Source organism: Streptomyces flavochromogenes (assembly GCF_000717595.1).
Classification (GTDB): domain Bacteria; phylum Actinomycetota; class Actinomycetes; order Streptomycetales; family Streptomycetaceae; genus Streptomyces; species Streptomyces flavochromogenes.
This window is the reverse complement of record NZ_JNZO01000018.1, coordinates 257,727-276,525: the sequence shown is the minus strand read 5'-3', so window position 1 is coordinate 276,525 and position 18,799 is coordinate 257,727. Positions and strand designations below refer to the sequence as shown.

Sequence of the window (18,799 nt, the reverse complement as noted above, 5' to 3'; positions counted from 1 at the left end):
TCACCTCGGCTGATCGAGAGGTTGCATGAGCATGTCGGCGATGCGCTCCCTGGTGACCCGTTCGGCACGGGAGGCGTGCTGGGTCAGATAGAGGGCGTTGAGCAGCTGGTCGGTGGCGATGACCTCACCCGGCTCGCGGTTGAGGAAGCGCTGGACGAGTCCCTGCTCCCCGTCCCCCGCGGCGGCCTCGCTGCCGAGGTGGGCCTCGATCATGGCGCGCAGCTGGTCCTCGCCGGGCGCTTCGAGCTCCAGGCGGATGCAGCGGCGCAACAGGGCGGCGGGGAAGTCCCGTTCGCCGTTGGAGGTGAGCACGATGAACGGGAAGGTGGTGCAGCGGACCCGGCCGCCGAGCACCGCCACCTTGCGGCCGTCGTCGCTGAGCACCTCGACGACGGGCTCCCGGTCGGCGAGCCGCTCCAGCTCGGGAAGGGCGAACTCGCCCTCCTCCAGGGCGTTCAGGAGGTCGTTCGGCAGGTCCAGGTCGCTCTTGTCGAGCTCGTCGATGAGCAGCACCCGGGGCTGCTCGGAGGGGAGCAGCGCGGTGCCGAGCGGGCCGAGCCGGATGTACGAGCCGATGCCGGCCGGCGCCGCGGCGGCCGAGCCGGGCGATCCGGCCTGGGCACGCTCCAGCTGGACGTCCTGGAGCCGGCCGATGGCGTCGTACCGGTAGAGCCCGTCCTGGAGGGTGGTCCGGCTGACGATCGGCCACCGGAGCACGCGCCCGAGGCCCAGTTCGTGGGCGACGGCGTGGGCGAGGGTGGACTTGCCGGTGCCGGGGTTGCCGGTGACGAGCAGCGGACGCCGCAGGTACAGCGCGGCGTTGACGGCGTCGGTCTCGGCGGGCCTGGGGTGATGGTTCTGGACGAGTCTGCGCTTGACGCCGAGCCGCCGGTCGGAGCCCGCCAGGGTGTCGTCGGCGCTGCCCGTGGAGAAGTCGCGCCAGGGCGGCGGGGCGGGCAGCCGCTGTATCTCGTCGTGCGGAAGACCGGCACCACGATAGATCCGCCAATCGCTCACGATGGACTCCTCCTGGCTGTGGTGTCGGTGCCGGGTCCGTCGACGGTACCGCCCGGGAGCGGGGCCTGCCGATGGCCTAATCGGACGGATCGCGGGGCCTTCGTCCCCGTGGGCACTCCGGTCACTGCTCCCCCTCCCCCAGCAGCGGCGGGGGCTCCAGACGACCGCCGTGCGGAGGCCGGTCGGGCGGGTCCAGGAGCAGGGCGATGCTCTCGGCCCACGCGTACTCGGCCGACGCCTCGGGGCCCGCCGCCCGGTCCGTCGCGCGGGTGCGCAGGGATCTGACGGGTCCTCGGACGTCCCAGGCGGTGGGGGCGGCGGAGATCAGCCGGTCGGCCCGGTCGTGGAACTCCGCGCAGTCGGCGTGGTCGTGGGCGCCGGGACGCCAGAGGGCGAGCGGATGCCCGGCGGCGAGCGCCGCGTGCATCGCCATGAGCCCGTCGCCGCTGCCCACGCGGCCGCAGTACACGGGAACGGTGCCGCCCTCGGCCTCCCGCAGCCGGTCGTACGTCTCCGCCCAGGTCTCCCGGCGGACGCGCGCGGTGTGGGCGTCCGGGCCCGTCCCGGGCACCTCCGCGCGCAGCGGGGCGGCGCGGAGGGGCCCGCCCTCCGCCGCCTCCCAGCGCTCGCGCCATTCGGGGGCGGGTTCCCGGTCGTAGCGGCGGCGGTCGCGGATGACGACGAACCTGCGCTGGCCGAGAGAGGGCGCCCAGGCGTCCTCGGGGCCGCCCTGCGGCGGTTCGAGCCGCCAGGTGTCGAGGGGTTCGTCGAAGAGTTCGAGCGGCAGCACCGCCTCCACGGCGGCCAGGTGCCGGCCGCTGTCGCCGCGCCGCAGGGCGTCCGCGAGCGGTTCGCGCAGGGTCTCCCTGAGCTGGGCCCGCGTGACGCCCCGCTCGTCGAAGTGGAGCGGGCTGACCGTGTGCCCGTCGAGGAGGAGCTTGACCCGCCACGGGTACCGACCCGGGTCGTAGACCGGGGGGTCGATCTCCAGGAGGACGTCGGCACGCGCGCGGGGTTCGCGTACGGAGAGGGGGGCCGGCCTGCCGGGGCTGACGAGCCGGTCGATCTCGCGCCGGAGGTGCCGGTCTGCGTCGCCCGACTCGTCGACGATCCAGTGGGTGAGGGCCGCGGTGTCGACCCGCTCGCCGTACCGCCCGCGCACGTGCCGGGCGACGTGAGCGGCGTACAGGAGCACCGCGTCCAGTTCGAGGTCGCGGACGCCGTCCCTGCGGGGCGCCCGCAGACCGCGCAGGAGTCCGGCGCCCTCGCTCCAGGTGCGCGGGTCGTCCTCCAGGGCGTCCGGCAGTTCGTCGTCCCTGATCCAGGCCTTGACCTGGTCGATGAGGTCCATGATCTCGCCGGGCGCGGTGGGCGCGGGCAGCTCGGCGAAGTGTCCGTGCAGCTGGGTGCGCAGTCCCGGGCCGACACCCGTCGAGCCGGTGAGACGTCCCTGGGTGCGGGTCCAGTCGGGCCGGTCGTCCAGGGAGCGGTAGCGGGCGAGGTGGTACCGGTCGTGGGCGCGCAGCGCCTCGCCCATCGCCTCGCCGCCGGGTAGGTCGTGCAGCCGGCGCAGCGCGGTGACGGGGACGACGGCGCCGCCGTCGCGGCCGCGTCCCTTGTTGAGGCCGACGACGGCGCCCTGCTGGTGGTCGACGACGGGCCCGCCGGAGCAGCCTTCGACGGGCATGACCCAGTCGGTGATGAGCGCCTTGCCGTCCGTGCCGATCAGGGTGCCGTGGACGTGCCGGATGCCGAGCTCGCCGGTCTCCCGGGACCAGCCGTGCAGTCCGACGGAGGTCGGCGGGATCGGCGGACGCTCGCCGAGGCGCACACAGGAAGCCTTCTGCGCGCCGGGCACGCGGACGAGCGCGATGTCGGGGAAGGCCCACCGGTCCGGCGGGTCGTCGGGCCGGTCGGGGCGCGGCAGGGCGAGCACGACGGTGCCGGTGGTCTCCCGGGAGGTCTTTCCGTCCTCCCAGGTGATGCCGACGGCGGGCTCGCTCCTCCACACCGCGCTTCCCCCCTCGGCCACGACATGGGCGCAGGTCAGCACCCAGCCGGGGGCGATGAAGAAGCCGGTGCCCCAGTACCGGTCGCCGTGCGGGTCATACCCGCAGTCGGGAGCGGCGATGCGTACCAATGCGGGGCGCACGAGAGCGTCGAAGGCGCTCATGCGGGTCCATCGGCCGCCGGGTCCGCTGCGGAGGGATCGGGTGCGGGGGGCCGGGGCGCGGGAACGCCCGCGGGATCCGCTGCGGAGCCCGGCGCGGGACCGGTGGCGGGCTCGGCGGCCCGGCCCGGTTCGGTCCAGGTCAGGGAGACGTTCACGGACGCCTTGCCCGAGCCGTCGGCGAGGACGCCGATCACCTTGCCGGACTGGGCGGACAGTTCGATGCCGAAGCTGACGGCGACCTCCACGGACCCCTGCGGGTCGAGCCCGGCCCGCAGCGAGCCGACCACTCCGCGCACCACGTCCGTGAGTCCGCCGGCCATCGAGACCACCCGGTCCTTGACGCCGGTGTCCTGGAAGCCACCGCCCCTGCCGAGTTCCTGTACGTCACTGACCCGGGCCCAGACGGGCGTGCCGTCGTCCAGCCGAATACGCGCGATCCCGTGCGTCACAGCGCCCCCGCTCCCCGAAACGATGATGGGGAAGGCTAGTCGGTGGGGCTGACGGGCGACAGGGGACGTGAGGTGTTCCGCCTATCCTGAACGCATGTACTTCACCGACCGTGGCATCGAGGAACTGGAGAAGCGGCGCGGCGAGGAGGAAGTCACCTTCGAGTGGCTCGCCGAGCAGCTGCGGACGTTCGTCGATCTCAACCCCGACTTCGAGGTGCCGGTCGAGCGCCTCGCGACCTGGCTGGCCCGTCTCGACGACGAGGACGACGAGGACGAGTAGGGCCCGCTCGTAGAAACGGCCGCTCCGAGGGGTGTCTCCGCGCGCGGGGTCACCCCTCCCGCAGTCGGTCGTAGGCGAGGCCGAGCGCGCCGTGGGCGACGAGCAGCGCCCCGGCCGTGGCCCAGCCGCCGCTGCGCCGGCCGAGACCCCAGATCAGGAGCGGCATCCCCGCGGCGAGCTGCGCCCCGCCCAGTACGCGCGCCCTGGGGCCGCGCAGGTACGGGCCGAGGGGGCTGCCCTCCACCACGTCGAGTTCGGCGCGTACGGCATCCCTCCAGCCCGACCATTCGAGCTGCTCGGCGCCCTGGGCCAGGGCCACGGAGCGGAGCCGGTCGGCGCTCTCGCCGGGGAGGAGTCCGGTCGGCAGGGCGAGCCCGACGCGGCCGAGGACGGCGACGACGCCGAGGAGCCGGGCGTCGGCGTCGACGTCCGGATCGGGCTCGGTGAGCGGTTCCAGGGCCTGGACGTCCAGGACGGGGTCGAGCGCGAGCCGGGCGGCGAAGGTGCGCATGGCCTCGTCCTCGCCGACGGGCGTGCCGTCCGCGAGCCAGGTGTAGCCGACCGTACGGCGGAAGCCGGCGGCGAGCGTGAGGCCGGCCCGGTCGCGGTCCCACCAGAACGCGACGACGGGCCAGCCGGCGGCCGAGACGGCGAGGGCGGTGGCCCAGCCGGTGACGACCTGTTCGACCGGCTCCCCGCCGTGGAGCCAGGGCTTCCCCTCCGGTACGAGCACGCTCCAGTCGTCGCCCGCGGGGGCGAGCAGCAGGTGCTCGCGGAGCAGCTGGGCGGGTGGCCGGACCGTCGGGGGATCGGCACGGCAGAGGAGCAGTGCCCCGACGGGATGCGGTCCGGATGTCGCGTTCATGGCCCTACGCTAGGCCAATTTGTCCGTGTATGGAGGCAATTGCCCCCACCCTGTCAGGGGAGAGTCAGGGTTGACTTCCCTTCACCGCGATATATCGTGTCTATCGAGAAACACGATATGTTGCGTTGCCGAAACGGGAGGTCAGCACCATGACAGAGTGGTCCGTCACCGAGCCGACGAAGCTGGCCCCTGCCGACCCCGTGACCCGGCTGCAGGTCCGCATCGTCAACGGCACGGTGAACGTGGTGGGGACGGACGAGAGTTCCGCCCGCGTGGAGGTCTCCGAGGTCGAGGGCCCGCCGCTGATCGTGTCCCAGGACGGCTCCACCCTGACCGTGGGCTACGAGGACCTCCAGTGGAAGAGCGCCCTCAAGTGGCTCGACCGCAAGGAGTTCCGGCGCCGGGCCGTCGTCTCCGTCGCCGTCCCCGCCGGCGCCGACGTCGAGGTGACCGTGGTCGGCGCCGAGGCCGTCGTCACCGGCATCACCGGGCGCACGGAGGTGCGCGGAGTCTCCGGCGACACCACCCTCCTCCGGCTCGCCGGCCCGGTCCGCGCCGAGAGCGTCTCGGGCAATCTGGAGGCCCAGTCGGTCACGGGCGCGCTCCGGATCAACTCGGTGACCGGCGACGTGACGGTGATCGAGGGCGCGGGCGCCTCCGTGCGGGCCGAGACCGTCAGCGGCGACATGGTCATCGACCTCGACCCGGCCGAGCTCGACGGGCCGCCCGCCGACATCCGGCTCTCCAGCCTCTCCGGCGAGGTCGCCATCCGCCTCCCCCACCCGGCCGACGCCCGCGTCGAGGCCAACACGACGACGGGCTCCGTGTCGAACGCCTTCGAGGACCTGCGCGTGGCCGGACAGTGGGGCACCAAATCCGTCACCGGCACCCTCGGTTCGGGCCGGGGCACCCTCAAGGCGACCACCGTCTCCGGCTCCATCGCGCTGCTCCGCCGTCCCGAGTCCGAAGAGGACGGCGGCTCCGCCCCCTCCCCCACCCCCTCCGCGACCGGAAAGGTGCTCTGACATGCCGCCCGTCTTCGCGCACGGCCGCCTGCGTCTCTATCTGCTCAAGCTGCTCGACGAGGCGCCACGCCACGGTTACGAGGTGATCCGCCTCCTGGAGGAGCGCTTCCAGGGGCTGTACGCACCCTCGGCGGGCACGGTCTACCCGCGCCTGGCCAAGCTGGAGGCCGAGGGCCTCGTCACCCACGCCAGCGAGGGCGGCCGCAAGGTCTACTCGATCACCGACGCCGGCCGCGCCGAGCTGGCCGGGCGCGGCGCCGAACTGGACGACCTGGAGAGGGAGATCCGCGAGTCGGTGTCGGAGCTCGCGGCGGAGATCCGTGACGACGTGCGCGGTGCGGCGGGCCGGGTGCGCAGCGAGATGCGCGCGGCGGCGGGCCGGACCCGTGCGGCGGAGTCCTCCTCGTTCGCCGAGGCCAAGGAGGAGCTGCGCCGGGTCGGGCAGGAGTGGAAGGAGCAGGCCCGCCAGGCCCGCGCCGAGGCCAAGTCCGCCCGCCACCAGGCGAAGGAGTTCCAGCGGATCGCCCAGCAGGTGCAGGAGGAGGTCCAGGACCGCTTCTCGCGCGGCGACTGGCCCAAGGGCGTCTGGGAGGGCCTCTCGGACATCACGGCGCAGCTCGGCGGTCTCGTCGCGGGCACGACCCACCCGAAGGCCGCCGGCCAGGAGCCTCCGTTCGCGGCGGCCCCGGCCGACGAGGTGCCGGAGTGGGCGCGGGACACGGAGGGCTCGGGCGACCCGGCCCGCGACCTGGACCGGCTCCTCGACCGCTTCCGCGACGAGATCCGGGACGCGGCCCGCGACCACGGGGTGAGCCAGGAACAACTGGCCGAGACCCGCGACCAGCTGTCGACGGCGGCGATCCGCATCACGGGCCTGCTGCGGTCCCGCCCGAGAGCCTGACCGCCGGGGTCGCGGGGTCCGGGCCGAGCAGGACGACCGGGGCCACGCGGGCGCGGGTGTGGAACGGGACGGCCGGGGTCACGGAGGCCGGGCCGCGGGCCTGAACAGCCAGGGCCACGCGGGCGCGGGTGTAGAACGGGACGGCCGGGGGCGTGCGTGAGCGCGTGACCGCCGGGGGCACGACCACCCCCGCCGGCGGTCTGACCCCGCCTCCCCGCAGGACCTCAGCGCCGGGTGACGGTCACCGTCACCCGGGTGCCCGGGGCCGCGAGGACCAGCGCCCGGCCGGGGGTCGGGCGGAGCACCAGCGCCCCGCCCCGGGCCGTCACCCGCCAGTCGCCGGACGGCAGGGCGAGCTCGGTGACCCGGGAGCCGCGCAGCCCGGCGGAGTCGTACGAGAGGCGGTAGACCCCGGCCCCCGGGTCGTAGGCGGCGGAGCGCACCGTGCCCGCGACCGCCTCCGCGTAGGGCTCGGCGGTCAGCTCCTTGTTCGTACGGAACGCCCCCGTGCCGTCCACGGCGCAGTAGCCGCCTCCGTAGCACCATTCCCAGCCCGCCCAGCCGGAGCTGTAGCGGCCGAGCGAGGCCATGGCCTCCCGGTAGAAGCGGTTCATGTTCGGCTGGGAGTTGTTGAGCGGTCCCCACTCGCCCACCACCACGGGCACCTTGTACTCCTTCGGGTACAGGGTGACGGCCTGCTCGTAGTTCTCGATCCAGCGGGCCGCCGGGTCGTAGTCCCCGCCGGCCTCCATCGCGCCGTTGTAGAAGTGCGGGGCGTAGACGATCTTCGGGTCGTCGATGCGGCCGAGTCCCGTGGGCACGCCCTCGCCCACGATGGGCGTCGGTTCCACGAAGATCCAGTTGTCCTTGTCGACCGAACGGATCGCGTCCGCGACGCGGTTGTACATCGGGGTGATCTGATCCCGCTCGATGCGCCGGGCGGCGGTCGCCAGGTCCTCGCCCTCGCGCAGCTCGCCCATCGGCTCATTGATCGGGTCGTAGCCGAGCACGGCCGGATGGTCCTCGAAGCGGTCGGCGAGCACCCGCCACATCCGGGCCTGGGCACGCCTCAGGTCCTCGTCCTCGTACAGGTGGGTGAAGGCGCGCTGCACGGCCGGCTCGAAGTACTCGGAGAACCAGTCGTCGGGGTGCGGCGTGAAGGGCAGTCCGTCGGTCCTGGTCGCCCAGGCGGGCACGCCCCGGTGGCCGAAGGCGGGACCGAAGACGTCCTGGTGGGCGTCGATGAGGACCTTGACGTCGTGCTTCTCGGCCCAGTCCAGGATCCGCTCGATCTTCCGCAGATAGGACTGGCTGTACTGGCCGGGCCGGGGCTCCAGGTCGTCCCAGAAGACAAGGAGCCGGGCGAAGTTGAAGCCCTTGGCCCGCATGTCGCGGAAGTGTTTCTCGGTGACGCCGGAGAGGGCGGCGTCACCGCTGTGCGCCTTGTCCCCGACGTTCCAGCCGCGCAGGGTGAGGGTGCGGCCGCGTTCGTCGGTGAGGGCGGGTATCGCGTCCCCGCCGGTCTCCGGGCGATCCGCGGCAGCGGCAGGCACGGTGGGGGTGATCAGCGCGGCGGCGAGGGCGCCCGTGACAAGGGTGGTTCGCCACGCGTGGGTGGTTCGCGACAAGGTAGACCTCCGGCACGACGAAGTGAGCGTTGTTCACGTTTCACGTGCCGGAGATCTCATCAGTCCTACCGACGAGTCATCAAGAGGTCGTCACGAGGTCTTCAGGACGATCTTTCCGAAGAGTTCGCCGGAGGCCATCCGCTCGAAGCCCTCCCGCGCCCGGTCCAGCGGCAGGACCTCGTCGACGACCGGCCGGACCCCCGTCGCCGCGCAGAAGGACAGCAGGTCCTCCAGTTCGTCCTTGGAGCCCATGGTCGAGCCGACGACCTTCAGTTCGAGGAAGAAGATCCGGGTCAGCTCGGCGTGCGCGGGCCGGTCGCCGCTCGTGGCGCCCGAGATGACGAGCGTGCCGCCGGGCCGCAGCGACTTGACGGAGTGGGACCAGGTGGCGGCACCGACGGTCTCGATGACCGCGTCGACCCGCTGCGGAAGCCGCGCGCCCGGCTCGAACGCCTCGACGGCGCCGAGCTCGACGGCCCGCTTGCGCTTCTCCTCGTCACGGCTGGTGGCGAAGACCCGCAGGCCGGCGGCCTTGCCGAGGGCGATCGCGGCGGTGGCGACACCGCCGCCCGCGCCCTGCACGAGCACCGAGTCCCCGGGCCGTACACCGGCGTTGGTGAAGAGCATGCGGTAGGCGGTCAGCCATGCGGTGGGAAGACAGGCGGCCTCCTCGAAGGAGAGCTCCTTCGGCTTGGGCAGCACGTTCCAGCGGGGCACGGTCACCCGCTCGGCGAAGGTTCCCTGGTAGCGCTCGGTGAGGATGGACCGGGGCTCGTCGGGTCCGACGCCGTGGCCGGTCTGGCCGATCACGGAGTGCAGGACGACCTCGTTGCCGTCCTCGTCGATCCCCGCGGCGTCGCAGCCGAGGATCATCGGCAGCTTCTCCTCGGGCAGTCCGACCCCGCGCAGCGACCACAGGTCGTGGTGGTTGAGCGAGGCGGCCTTGACGGTGACGGTGGTCCACCCCGGCCGCACCTCGGGTTCGGGACGTTCACCCAATTCGAGGCCGTTCAGGGGCTGGTCGCGGTCGATTCGGGCAGCGTAGGCAGCGAACATGGCCCCGACCCTAGGCGGCCACGGGCAGGCCACGGAACCACGCGCCCGTGTGACGCGCGTCCCTCCCTCGTCCCGGCGACCCCCCTTGCACGAGAGGGCCCCGTCCTGGGATCAGGACGGGGCCCTTCACGGGGTGCGCGACGCGTCAGCGGCGGGCGACGCCCTCCGCGCGGGCCGCGGCGGCGACCGCGGCCGCGACGGCCGGGGCGACCCGCTCGTCGAACGGCGACGGGATCACGCAGTCGGCGGCGAGCTGGTCGCCGACGACGTCCGCGATCGCGTTGGCCGCGGCGATCTTCATGCCCTCGGTGATCCGGGAGGCCCGGACCTGGAGCGCGCCGGCGAAGATGCCGGGGAAGGCGAGGACGTTGTTGATCTGGTTCGGGTAGTCCGAACGCCCCGTCGCCACGACGGCCGCGTACTTGTGCGCGACGTCGGGGTGGACCTCGGGGTTCGGGTTGGCCATGGCGAACACGAAGGCGTTCGGAGCCATGGAGGCGACGGCCGCCTCGGGGACCGTACCGCCGGAGACGCCGATGAAGACGTCGGCGCCGGCGAGGGCGGTCTCCAGGGAGCCGCTGAGGCCCGCCTTGTTGGTGAGGTCGGCGATCTCGCGCTTGACCGGGTTGAGGTCGTCCCGGTCGCGGCTGACGATGCCCTTGCGGTCGGCGACGGCGACGTCGCCGAGGCCGGCCTCCAGGAGGAACTTGGCGATGGCGACTCCGGCCGCGCCGGCGCCGGAGATGACCGCGCGCAGGTCACCGAGGGTCCGGCCGGTCAGCTTCGCCGCGTTACGGAGGGCGGCGAGGGTGACGATGGCGGTGCCGTGCTGGTCGTCGTGGAAGACGGGGATGTCGAGGCGCTCCTGGAGCTTGCGCTCGATCTCGAAGCACCGCGGGGCCGAGATGTCCTCCAGGTTGACGCCGCCGAAGGACGGGGCCAGCCGGACGACGGTCTCGACGATCTCGTCGGTGTCGGTGGTGGCCAGGGCGATCGGGACCGCGTCCACGCCGCCGAACTGCTTGAAGAGGATGGCCTTCCCCTCCATGACCGGGAGGGAGGCCTCCGGGCCGATGTCACCGAGGCCGAGGACCGCCGTACCGTCGGTCACGACCGCGACGACCTGGGACTTCCAGGTGTAGTCGTTGACCAGGTCGGGCTGCTCGGCGATCGCGGTGCACACCTTGGCGACGCCGGGCGTGTACGCGAGGGACAGGTCGTCCTTGTTCCGGACGGGAACGGTGGCCTGAATGGCCATCTTGCCGCCCCGGTGGAGGGCGAAGACAGGATCGAAGGGCTCCTCCGGAGCTCCTTCCGTACCGCTGTCACTGCGAGGATTGACGATCTCCGCTGCCATTGGGTTGACCCCTTAAGTCTGCTTCATTTGAGGGTTGGCCGCTCCTGGTGTGGAGCGGTGGGCGGGTCCCGCGGCCGCCGTGTCTGGTAGCCGCGCGGGCGCGCCGCACAACGCGCCCTGAGCCCCGGATGAGGGGTGTAAGGATCCTTCTTACCGGACGGACGGCACCGCAGACGAGTCCATATCCGCTCGGTGACGCGACTCATACCGAGCGCATCCGGACACGGACGGAGGACGACACGTCACCCCATGTCCATATAGGTGCTTCAAGCACCCGATTGGTGGCCTTCGTGTCGTCCGAATGGCGAGATCAACAGGAAATTCTTCGGTGGCGTGGAAGGCATCCAGCAGAAGATCCGGCCCTGATGTACCGGCCTGTTGGCATTCGGGGGTCACCCGTTATCCGATTTTGACATCCGTGGCCGTCGGTTTGAGGCGGTCCGAATGGCAAGATGCCGTAATCACACGAGGTCACGACACTCGAAGAGACATACGTGACCACTGGCAACTCCCTCACACGCCGGAGGAACCCGATCATGACCGCACGCTCCACGCGCTGTACGACCGCCAAGACCCGCACCTCCCGTCTTGCCGCGGTCGCCGCCATCGCGGTCGTCGGCTCCGTGCTGCTGACCGCCTGTGGCGACCAGACCGAGGGCGGCTCGTCCGCCACCCCGACGAAGGACGCCGGCTCCGCCAACGCCGCCCCGCTCTTCTCGAAGCTCCCCGCCGACATCCAGAAGGCCGGTGTCATCAAGGTCGGCACCGACGCCTCGTACGCCCCGATGGAGTTCACCGAGGGCGGCAAGATCGTCGGCGTCGACCCCGACATCGCCGCGGCCCTGGGCAAGCAGCTCGGCGTCGAGTTCAAGTTCACGTCGGGCACCTTCGACGGTCTGATCACCTCGATCTACACCGGTCGCCAGGACGTGATCATGTCCTCGATGACGGACAACAAGAAGCGCCAGGAGGGCCTGGACGACAACGGGAAGAAGATCGGCAAGGGCATCGACTTCGTCGACTACTTCAGCTCCGGCGTCTCCCTCCTGGTCAAGAAGGGCAACCCGCAGAACATCAACTCGCTCGACGACCTCTGCGGCAAGACCGTGGCCGTCCAGCGCGGCACGATCTACGAGGACACCTTCAAGGCCCAGGCCACGAAGTGCGGCGCCAACAAGCTGACGATCCAGGCCTTCGACACCGACGCCGAGGCGCAGACGCGCGTCAAGGCCGGCGGCGCCGTGGCCGACCTCAACGACTACCCGGTCGCCGCGTACATCGCGAAGACCTCGGGCGGCGGCAACGACTTCGAGGTCGTCGGCAACCAGAGCGACGTCGGCCTGTTCGGCATCGGCGTCTCGAAGGACGACACCCAGCTGCGCGACGCCATCAAGGAAGCGCTCGACGCGGCCATCAAGGACGGCACCTACGCCGATGCCCTCAAGAAGTGGGACGTCTCGGACAGCGCCGTCAAGACGGCCACCGTCAACGCCGGCCAGTGACCTTCCTCGTCAACGCCGGCAAGTGACCTCCCCGCTCCACTGAAGGGCAGTCGTCATGACTGACAAGATCTCCAAGGACCCGGCCGCCGCTCCGGCCGGGTCCGGCGCCTCGGGTTCCCCGTACGAGGCGATCAAGGCCATCCCCGTACGGCACTACGGACGCTGGGTCAGCGGCGTCGTCGTCGTCGCGCTGCTCGGATGGCTCATCTACGCCTTCTCCCAGGGCAACATCATCTGGGACACGGTGTGGGACAAGCTGTTCGACCCGTCGGTCCTCGACGGCCTCGCGAACACCGTGATCATCAGCGTCGCCTCGATGGCCCTGGGCCTCGTCCTCGGTGTCGTCTTCGCGGTGATGCGGCTGTCGAAGAACCCCGTGACCGGCGCCGTCGCCTGGCTCTACATCTGGTTCTTCCGCGGCACTCCGGTGTACGTGCAGCTGCTGGTGTGGTTCAACCTGTCGCTGATCTTCGAGTACATCAACCTCGGGCCGATCTACAAGAACGAGACCGTCGACGTCATGACGCCGTTCATGGTCGCGCTGCTCGGTCTCGGCCTCAACGAGGGCGCCTACATGGCGGAGATCGTCCGGGCGGGCATCCAGTCCGTCGACGAGGGGCAGACGGAGGCCGCGCACGCGCTCGGCATGTCCCAGACCAAGACCATGGGCCGGGTCGTCCTTCCGCAGGCCATGCGGGTCATCGTGCCGCCGACGGGCAACGAGTTCATCAACATGCTGAAGACCTCGTCACTCGTCTCGGCCGTGCAGTACACAGAACTCCTGCGGGCCTCGTCGAACATCGGCAGCACGGCGGGCGCCGTGATGGAGATGCTCTTCGTCGCCTCCATCTGGTACCTCGCGCTGACCAGCGTGTTCAGCGTCGGCCAGTACTACCTGGAGCGCCGCTTCGCCCGCGGTTCGCTGCGGAGCCTGCCGCCCACCCCGTGGCAGCGGATCCGCGCGAACCTGACCACCTTCAAGCGATCGGCGGTGTCCGGATGACCGGCGAGCCCATGGTCAAGGCCGAAGGCGTCCACAAGTCCTACGGCGCGGCCCACATCCTCCGGGGCATCGACCTGGAGGTCCAGAACGGAGAGGTCTTCTGCCTGGTCGGCCCCTCCGGCTCCGGCAAGTCGACCTTCCTCCGCTGCATCAACCACCTGGAGCGGGTCGACGGCGGCCGGCTCTCGGTCGACGGCCAGCTGGTCGGCTACCGGGAGAAGAACGGCAAGCTGTACGAGCTGAAGGACAGCGAGGTCGCGGTCCAGCGCCGTGACATCGGCATGGTCTTCCAGCGCTTCAACCTCTTCCCCCACATGACGGCCCTGGCCAATGTCATGGAGGCCCCGATCCAGGTGAAGGGCGAGTCGAAGGCGGTGGCACGCGAGCGTGCCGAGCGTCTGCTCGACCGCGTGGGCCTGCGGGACAAGATGGGGAACTACCCGTCGCAGCTCTCCGGCGGCCAGCAGCAGCGTGTCGCCATCGCCCGCGCGCTGGCGATGGAGCCGAAGCTGATGCTCTTCGACGAGCCGACGTCGGCGCTCGACCCGGAGCTGGTCGGTGACGTCCTCGACGTCATGCGCGACCTCGCCGAGTCGGGCATGACGATGATCGTCGTCACGCACGAGATGGGCTTCGCCCGCGAGGTCGGCGACTCGCTGGTCTTCATGGACGGCGGTGTGGTCGTCGAGTCGGGCAACCCGCGCGACGTCCTGGGCAACCCGCAGCACGACCGGACGAAGGCGTTCCTGTCGAAGGTGCTGTAGCCGGAGACACGGGAAGGGGCGGTACGGGTTCTCCCGTACCGCCCCTTCCCGCATCCGCGCCGGCTACTTCACGGCGAGGAGCAGGGTGTCGGAGGGCGAGGCCCACACGGTCCTGGCCTCGCCGAATCCGGCGGCGAGGAGGGTGTCGGCGTGCCAGCGCGGGGAGGGCATGTCGCCGTCGGCGTGCTCGCCGTAGATCTCGAAGCGGCGGGCGGTGGGCCCGGCGAGGACGGGGTCCTCGGCGGCGAGCGCCCACCACTCGGCCCAGTCCAGGGCGCCACCGGTCCTGGCGCGGTCCATGACGGCGTGGCGCTGGGCGCGCTCGGCGGCGTTGATCCGGGGGGTGGTCGTGTCGATCATGTGGTCGGCGTTCATGAAGACGCCGTCGTCGCGGACGAGGCCGGCGAGCCGGCCGTAGAGGGCCGTCAGGGGCTCGCTGTGGAGCCAGTGGAGCGCGGTGGCGGTGAGGACGGCGTCGTACGCGTCGTGGGGCAGCCCGGCGGCCCAGTCGGGGTCCTTGAGGTCGGCGGTCACGAAGGTGACTCGCTCGTCGTCGGCGAAGTAGCCCTCGGCGATGGCGAGGAGGGCCGGGTCGAGGTCGACACCGGTACTGGTCGCCTCCGGGAACCTCTTGAGGAGCCGATCCGTGATACTTCCCGTACCGCACGCGAGGTCGAGGACGCGGGGCTTCGGTCCCACCATGGCCTCGACCATGTCGAGCATCACCCGGAAGCGCTCCTCACGGTCCGGCATGTACCACTCCTGCTGACGGTCCCAGCTCTGCTGCCAGGCCGCCCAGTCGGTTCCGGTCATCGCCGTTCCTCCCCCTCTTCGTAATACCCTCATAGGGGAAACAGTTGTTACCCCTCCCGACCGAGACACTAGCCCGCCGGAGTAAGGACTACAAGTGGAACTGGCCTATTACTCGGATTACGCCGTGCGTCTGGTCAACACCGAGGAGCCGGCCCGCAACAAGGACGCCCTGACCTCCGTCGAGGTCATCCGCGAGCTCTTCGGCGCCGCCACCCAGATGGCCCGCCGGGCCACCGACTCCGACGTGACCCGCTTCCGCGCGGTACGGGCCCGGCTGCGGGCGGTCTTCACCGCGGCCGACGAGGGCGACCACACGGGAGCCGTGGACCTGCTGAACTCGCTGCTCCTGGAGTTCCCGGTCAGCCCGCAGATCTCGGGCCACGACATCCTCGACGAGGACGGCCGGCCGCGGTGGCACATGCATCTCGCGGACCACCCGTCGAACGCGACCGCGGGATACGCGGCGATCGCGGCGATGGGGCTCGCCTTCCACCTGACGGAGTTCGGCGCGGACCGCCTCGGCCTCTGCCAGGCACCGCCCTGCCGCAACGCCTACCTGGACACCTCCACCAACCGCTCCCGGCGCTACTGCTCGGACCGCTGCGCGACCCGCGCCAACGTGGCCGCCTACCGGGCCCGCAAGCGCCTGGAGGCCGACCGGTCGGACCGGACCGGCCTCACCGCCGAGAACAGCCAGGAGAGCGTCACCCCCAGCGACCGCTGACGCCCCGGTGTCACCGGCCGGTAGCGCGCCCGCACCCGCCCGAGAACCAGCTCGGGCGGTACGGCCCCGAAGACCCGGCTGTCGCCCTCGGCGTCCGGGTTGTCGCCGAGCACCCACCAGCCGCCGTCACGTCGCTCGATCAGCCGCTTCACGATGAGCAGATCCTGCTGGAGCGGGTGCCGCACCACGGCCACGCACCCCGGCCGCAGACGTCCGCCGTAGTGCACGAGCAGCTGATCCCCGTGGAGCAGCGTGGGCACCATGGACACCCCCGTCACCTCGGCGATCCCGAACGGAGCCCCGGCATCCGCCACTCGCTCCCGCCCCGATTCCCTCATCGGCCCTCCCGCTCCGCCCGCCGGTCCACACGCGCCTCCACCCACACATCTGCTCGTTCACTCGTACACGAGTCCCATGGTGACCCTGGACTTTTGACCTAAGCCCCAGGGGGCGCCCGCGAAATCGCCCTTCTCACCGAGTAATGTCCCACCTGAGAAGACGATCACGAGGAAGGACGGCTCAATGCTCTCCCGCCTGTTTGCCCCCAAGGTGAAGGTCAGCGCCCACTGCGACCTCCCGTGCGGCGTGTACGACCCGGCCCAGGCCCGCATCGAGGCCGAGTCGGTCAAGGCTGTCCAGGAGAAGTACCAGGCGAACGAGGACGCGCACTTCCGCGCCCGCGCCACGGTCATCAAGGAGCAGCGCGCGGAGCTCGCCAAGCACCACGTGTCGGTGCTCTGGAGCGACTACTTCAAGGCCCCGCACTTCGAGAAGTACCCCGAGCTCAACCAGCTGGTCAACGACACCCTGAAGGCCCTCTCGGCCGCCAAGGCGTCGACGGACCCGAAGACGGGCGAGAAGGCGCTGGAGCTCATCGCCGAGATCGACCGCATCTTCTGGGAGACGAAGAAGGCCTGACCTTCTCTTTCCCGCTCGAAGGGGTACGACCGCCTGGCGGTCGTACCCCTTCGGACTTTCCCGCCGCAATACCGACGTACCTACAGAAGGGTGATGCTCCATGCGCGTCAAGGCTTTCGACCACCTGGTACTCAACGTGACCGACGTCGAGGAGGCGCTCGCGTTCTACACCGGGCCCCTGGGGCTCGCGGGCGAGCGCGTCGAGGAATGGCGGGCTGGGAAGGTGTCGTTCCCCTCCGTGCGGATCGACGAGAGCACCGTCATAGACCTCTTCTCGCGCCCGCGCGGCGAGTCCAACGTCGATCACATCTGTCTCGTCGTGGACCCTCTCGACTGGCAGGAGGTCCTCGACGCCGGGACGTTCGACGTCATCGAGGGCCCCGTCCCCCGCTGGGGCGCCCGTGGTTCGGCCCAGTCGGTCTACGTGAAGGACCCGGACGGCAACACGGTCGAGCTGCGCTGGTACCCGCAGGACGTCACGGAGTAGGGCCTACCGCCCCTCCGCCGGCGCCGGCAGCGCCAGGGCTCTGGCCAGCGCCCCGGTCACCGCGGTCGCGTGGTCGGGGACGTACCGGGCGGTCCACTCGTCGGCCAGCCGGAGGAAGCCGGTCAGATCGCGTTCCGCGTCGGCCAGCAGGCGCCGCAGGTCGGTGACGGGGAGTTCGATCACCGGGCTGTCGGCCCGTTCGACGTCGACGGTCAGCCGCACCGCGTCGCCGACGCGTTCCGCGAGCGGCGAGGGGTCGTGGCCGAAGCCGGCCCACCCGTCGCCGTCGAGGACCTCGAACCAGTCGCGCCGCTCTTCCAGCCCGTTGCAGCAGCCGGGCAGGAGCGTGACGCCCGTCGCGGTGTCGGTGACCCGCAGACCCCCCGCAGCGGAGAGTTCCTCCACGGTCAGCAGTCCGTGGAGGAAGCTCCCCAGCGGATCGGTGGGACGCGGCGGGCGGCCCTCGTCCGCCGTCTCGTCGCTGTTGTACTCGGCGATGCGCATCACCGCCGTACCGACCTCAGCCGTGCCGAGCCGGCCGCTGAGCGGCAGGAAGCCGTACGGCTCCGATTCCACGACCGGCCAGAGGTCGAAGTCGCGCGTGCCGAGGATCTCCAGGACGGGGTGAAGGGTGATCATCCGAAGAGTGTGCGTCACTAGGCTTCGGGCATGGCCACGTTCTCCCCGTCCTCTCCGTCCTCTGCGTCCCCTCGGTTGACCACCGAAGACGCCCGGGTCCTTCTCCATCTGCTCCCGGCCGAGATCGGGCCCGGTCTCAGTGACGCGGAACTCGACGCCGTCGAGGCGCGGTTCGGGTTCGGGTTCTCGGCGGACCATCGGGTGTTCCTCGCCGCCGGGCTGCCCCTCGGGTCGCCGAACTGGCCGGACTGGCGCGACGGCGACCCGGACGACCTGGCCGACCGGCTCGCCCGGCCGGTCGAGGGCATGCTCTTCGACGTGGAGCACAACGGCTTCTGGCATCCCGACTGGAGCCCCCGGCCCACGGATGCCGCCGAGGCGCTGAAGGTCGCGCGGGCCGAGTGCGCGAACGTTCCTCCGCTGGTCCCCGTCTACGGCCACCGCTACCTGCCCGGCACTCCGGGCGCGTGGGGGCACCCGGTGCTGTCCGTCCACCAGACCGACGCCATCCTCTACGGGAACGACCTCTCCGACTACGTCCGGCACGAGTTCGCCGGGCGGGCGAGCAGTCTCACCGCCCACGTCACCGTCGACTTCTGGTCGTACCTCGTCGAGGGCGGACCCGGCATCGACGTCATCGCGCCCACTCCGTACGCCCCGTACGCCGTCACCCCGCAGGAGGCCGTCGAGTGCCTCCGGATGCTGGCCGTCGAGCGGCTCATCGGCCGGCGGCCCTCGCCCGAGCAGTTGGTCGAGGCCGGGCTCACCGCGCTGCTGCTCGACGTCGAGACGGAGTCCCTTCCGCTGCTCGCCGGTCTGACCCGGTCGGAGCACGAACGCGCCGACGGTCTCTTCGAACGGGTTCTCGGCGAGCTGGGACTTGCCGACGCCCTGCCCGTGGACGACACCGGCCTTCCGTGGGAGGCCGCCCGTTGGGAGCTGGTGCGCTGGTGGCTGGGGCTGATCGTGAACGGTCACCTCGCCCCAGGTGCCGGAGGTGACCTCATCACGTACGAGGGCTGGGGCGCCCTGGCCCGGCCGCGGGTGCTCCGGCCGCTCTTCGAGGCGACCGACGCCCACAACGACTGGGCGGCCGTCCGGTCGGGCGCGCGCGAGCATCTCGCGGCGGCGATCGTCACCGAGGCCGAGCGGCTGCTCGCCGGGCCCTGGCCGCCGGCCCGCGACTGAGCCCCCGCGG

General features: G+C 71.4%; 20 protein-coding genes. 10 read left to right on the top strand and 10 right to left on the bottom strand.

Translation table 11 applies throughout. The annotated features are described in order from the left end of the window. The 3 genes from IF00_RS0123045 to IF00_RS0123035 all read right to left on the bottom strand — a co-directional run bounded on the left by IF00_RS0123045 (window position 1) and on the right by IF00_RS0123035 (window position 3,639). Window positions 1–1,017 carry an AAA family ATPase gene (locus IF00_RS0123045; protein WP_030320931.1) on the bottom strand — a complete coding sequence of 339 codons (1,017 nt, stop codon included), beginning with the start codon at window positions 1,015–1,017 and terminating at the stop codon, window positions 1–3. Window positions 1,018–1,138: 121 nt separating this feature from the next. Then, window positions 1,139–3,190 (bottom strand): VMAP-C domain-containing protein, encoded by a 2,052-nt coding sequence (locus tag IF00_RS42800; RefSeq protein ID WP_030320929.1) that lies wholly within the window; start codon window positions 3,188–3,190, stop codon window positions 1,139–1,141. Next, window positions 3,187–3,639 carry a CU044_2847 family protein gene (locus IF00_RS0123035; protein ID WP_106975864.1) on the bottom strand — a complete coding sequence of 151 codons (453 nt, stop codon included), beginning with the start codon at window positions 3,637–3,639 and terminating at the stop codon, window positions 3,187–3,189. Before IF00_RS0123035 ends, IF00_RS42800 begins: the two co-directional genes overlap by 4 nt. 94 nt (window positions 3,640–3,733) lie before the next feature. On the opposite strand from IF00_RS0123035, the gene IF00_RS0123030 reads away from it, so the two are divergent. After that, on the top strand, window positions 3,734–3,919 hold the full coding sequence (locus IF00_RS0123030; RefSeq protein ID WP_010061466.1) for a DUF6104 family protein: 186 nt from the start codon (window positions 3,734–3,736) through the stop codon (window positions 3,917–3,919). Between the two features lie 49 nt (window positions 3,920–3,968). Here IF00_RS0123030 and IF00_RS0123025 read toward each other — a convergent pair whose 3' ends face one another. Continuing rightward, window positions 3,969–4,784, bottom strand: a complete 816-nt coding sequence (locus IF00_RS0123025) for a membrane protein (RefSeq protein ID WP_030320926.1) — start codon at window positions 4,782–4,784, stop codon at window positions 3,969–3,971. A gap of 149 nt (window positions 4,785–4,933) precedes the next feature. Here IF00_RS0123025 and IF00_RS0123020 point away from each other — a divergent pair, with 149 nt between their 5' ends. Both IF00_RS0123020 and IF00_RS0123015 read left to right on the top strand, forming a co-directional pair. After that, window positions 4,934–5,809, top strand: a complete 876-nt coding sequence (locus tag IF00_RS0123020; protein WP_030320924.1) for a DUF4097 family beta strand repeat-containing protein — start codon at window positions 4,934–4,936, stop codon at window positions 5,807–5,809. Between the two features lies 1 nt (window position 5,810). Continuing rightward, complete coding sequence (locus tag IF00_RS0123015; RefSeq protein WP_030320923.1) at window positions 5,811–6,710, top strand: PadR family transcriptional regulator; 900 nt, start codon at window positions 5,811–5,813, stop codon at window positions 6,708–6,710. A gap of 224 nt (window positions 6,711–6,934) precedes the next feature. Here IF00_RS0123015 and IF00_RS0123005 read toward each other — a convergent pair whose 3' ends face one another. The 3 genes from IF00_RS0123005 to IF00_RS0122995 form a co-directional block, all read right to left on the bottom strand. Beyond that, window positions 6,935–8,338, bottom strand: coding sequence for a cellulase family glycosylhydrolase (locus IF00_RS0123005; protein ID WP_030320921.1), 1,404 nt, complete (start codon window positions 8,336–8,338; stop codon window positions 6,935–6,937). Window positions 8,339–8,428: 90 nt separating this feature from the next. After that, on the bottom strand, window positions 8,429–9,394 hold the full coding sequence (locus IF00_RS0123000) for a zinc-binding dehydrogenase (RefSeq protein WP_030320920.1): 966 nt from the start codon (window positions 9,392–9,394) through the stop codon (window positions 8,429–8,431). A gap of 145 nt (window positions 9,395–9,539) precedes the next feature. Beyond that, window positions 9,540–10,751 (bottom strand): NAD(P)-dependent malic enzyme, encoded by a 1,212-nt coding sequence (locus IF00_RS0122995; RefSeq protein WP_030320919.1) that lies wholly within the window; start codon window positions 10,749–10,751, stop codon window positions 9,540–9,542. 536 nt (window positions 10,752–11,287) lie between these two features. Here IF00_RS0122995 and IF00_RS0122990 point away from each other — a divergent pair. The 3 genes from IF00_RS0122990 to IF00_RS0122980 are packed head-to-tail and all read left to right on the top strand — an operon-like array spanning window position 11,288 to window position 14,020. Next, the gene (locus IF00_RS0122990) at window positions 11,288–12,253 is read left to right on the top strand and encodes an ABC transporter substrate-binding protein (protein ID WP_030320918.1); all 966 of its coding nucleotides are present in this window, start codon (window positions 11,288–11,290) and stop codon (window positions 12,251–12,253) included. 55 nt (window positions 12,254–12,308) lie between these two features. Further along, window positions 12,309–13,256, top strand: a complete 948-nt coding sequence (locus tag IF00_RS0122985; RefSeq protein ID WP_030320916.1) for an amino acid ABC transporter permease — start codon at window positions 12,309–12,311, stop codon at window positions 13,254–13,256. Then, on the top strand, window positions 13,253–14,020 hold the full coding sequence (locus IF00_RS0122980) for an amino acid ABC transporter ATP-binding protein (protein ID WP_030320915.1): 768 nt from the start codon (window positions 13,253–13,255) through the stop codon (window positions 14,018–14,020). Before IF00_RS0122985 ends, IF00_RS0122980 begins: the two co-directional genes overlap by 4 nt. Before the next feature lie 63 nt (window positions 14,021–14,083). Here IF00_RS0122980 and IF00_RS0122975 read toward each other — a convergent pair whose 3' ends face one another. Continuing rightward, window positions 14,084–14,833 (bottom strand): class I SAM-dependent methyltransferase, encoded by a 750-nt coding sequence (locus IF00_RS0122975; RefSeq protein ID WP_030320913.1) that lies wholly within the window; start codon window positions 14,831–14,833, stop codon window positions 14,084–14,086. Window positions 14,834–14,927: 94 nt separating this feature from the next. Between IF00_RS0122975 and IF00_RS0122970 the strand changes: the two genes are divergently transcribed. After that, window positions 14,928–15,557 (top strand): CGNR zinc finger domain-containing protein, encoded by a 630-nt coding sequence (locus tag IF00_RS0122970; protein WP_030320912.1) that lies wholly within the window; start codon window positions 14,928–14,930, stop codon window positions 15,555–15,557. Here the strand turns inward: IF00_RS0122970 and sodX are convergent. After that, window positions 15,461–15,895, bottom strand: coding sequence for a nickel-type superoxide dismutase maturation protease (gene sodX / locus IF00_RS0122965; RefSeq protein WP_078944814.1), 435 nt, complete (start codon window positions 15,893–15,895; stop codon window positions 15,461–15,463). The two genes, IF00_RS0122970 and sodX, sit on opposite strands and share 97 nt — an antisense overlap. A 184-nt stretch (window positions 15,896–16,079) precedes the next feature. On the opposite strand from sodX, the gene sodN reads away from it, so the two are divergent. Beyond that, window positions 16,080–16,475: a superoxide dismutase, Ni gene (sodN, locus tag IF00_RS0122960; protein WP_030320908.1), complete on the top strand. Its 396-nt coding sequence runs from the start codon at window positions 16,080–16,082 to the stop codon at window positions 16,473–16,475. A gap of 100 nt (window positions 16,476–16,575) precedes the next feature. Next, a complete protein-coding gene (locus IF00_RS0122955) occupies window positions 16,576–16,962 on the top strand; it encodes a VOC family protein (RefSeq protein ID WP_030320907.1) in 387 nt (128 codons plus the stop codon). 3 nt (window positions 16,963–16,965) lie between these two features. Here the strand turns inward: IF00_RS0122955 and IF00_RS0122950 are convergent, their stop codons facing one another. Continuing rightward, on the bottom strand, window positions 16,966–17,601 hold the full coding sequence (locus IF00_RS0122950; protein WP_030320905.1) for a hypothetical protein: 636 nt from the start codon (window positions 17,599–17,601) through the stop codon (window positions 16,966–16,968). 75 nt (window positions 17,602–17,676) lie between these two features. Between IF00_RS0122950 and IF00_RS42795 the strand changes: the two genes are divergently transcribed. Next, window positions 17,677–18,789: a hypothetical protein gene (locus IF00_RS42795; protein ID WP_051820560.1), complete on the top strand. Its 1,113-nt coding sequence runs from the start codon at window positions 17,677–17,679 to the stop codon at window positions 18,787–18,789. Window positions 18,790–18,799 lie beyond the last annotated feature (10 nt).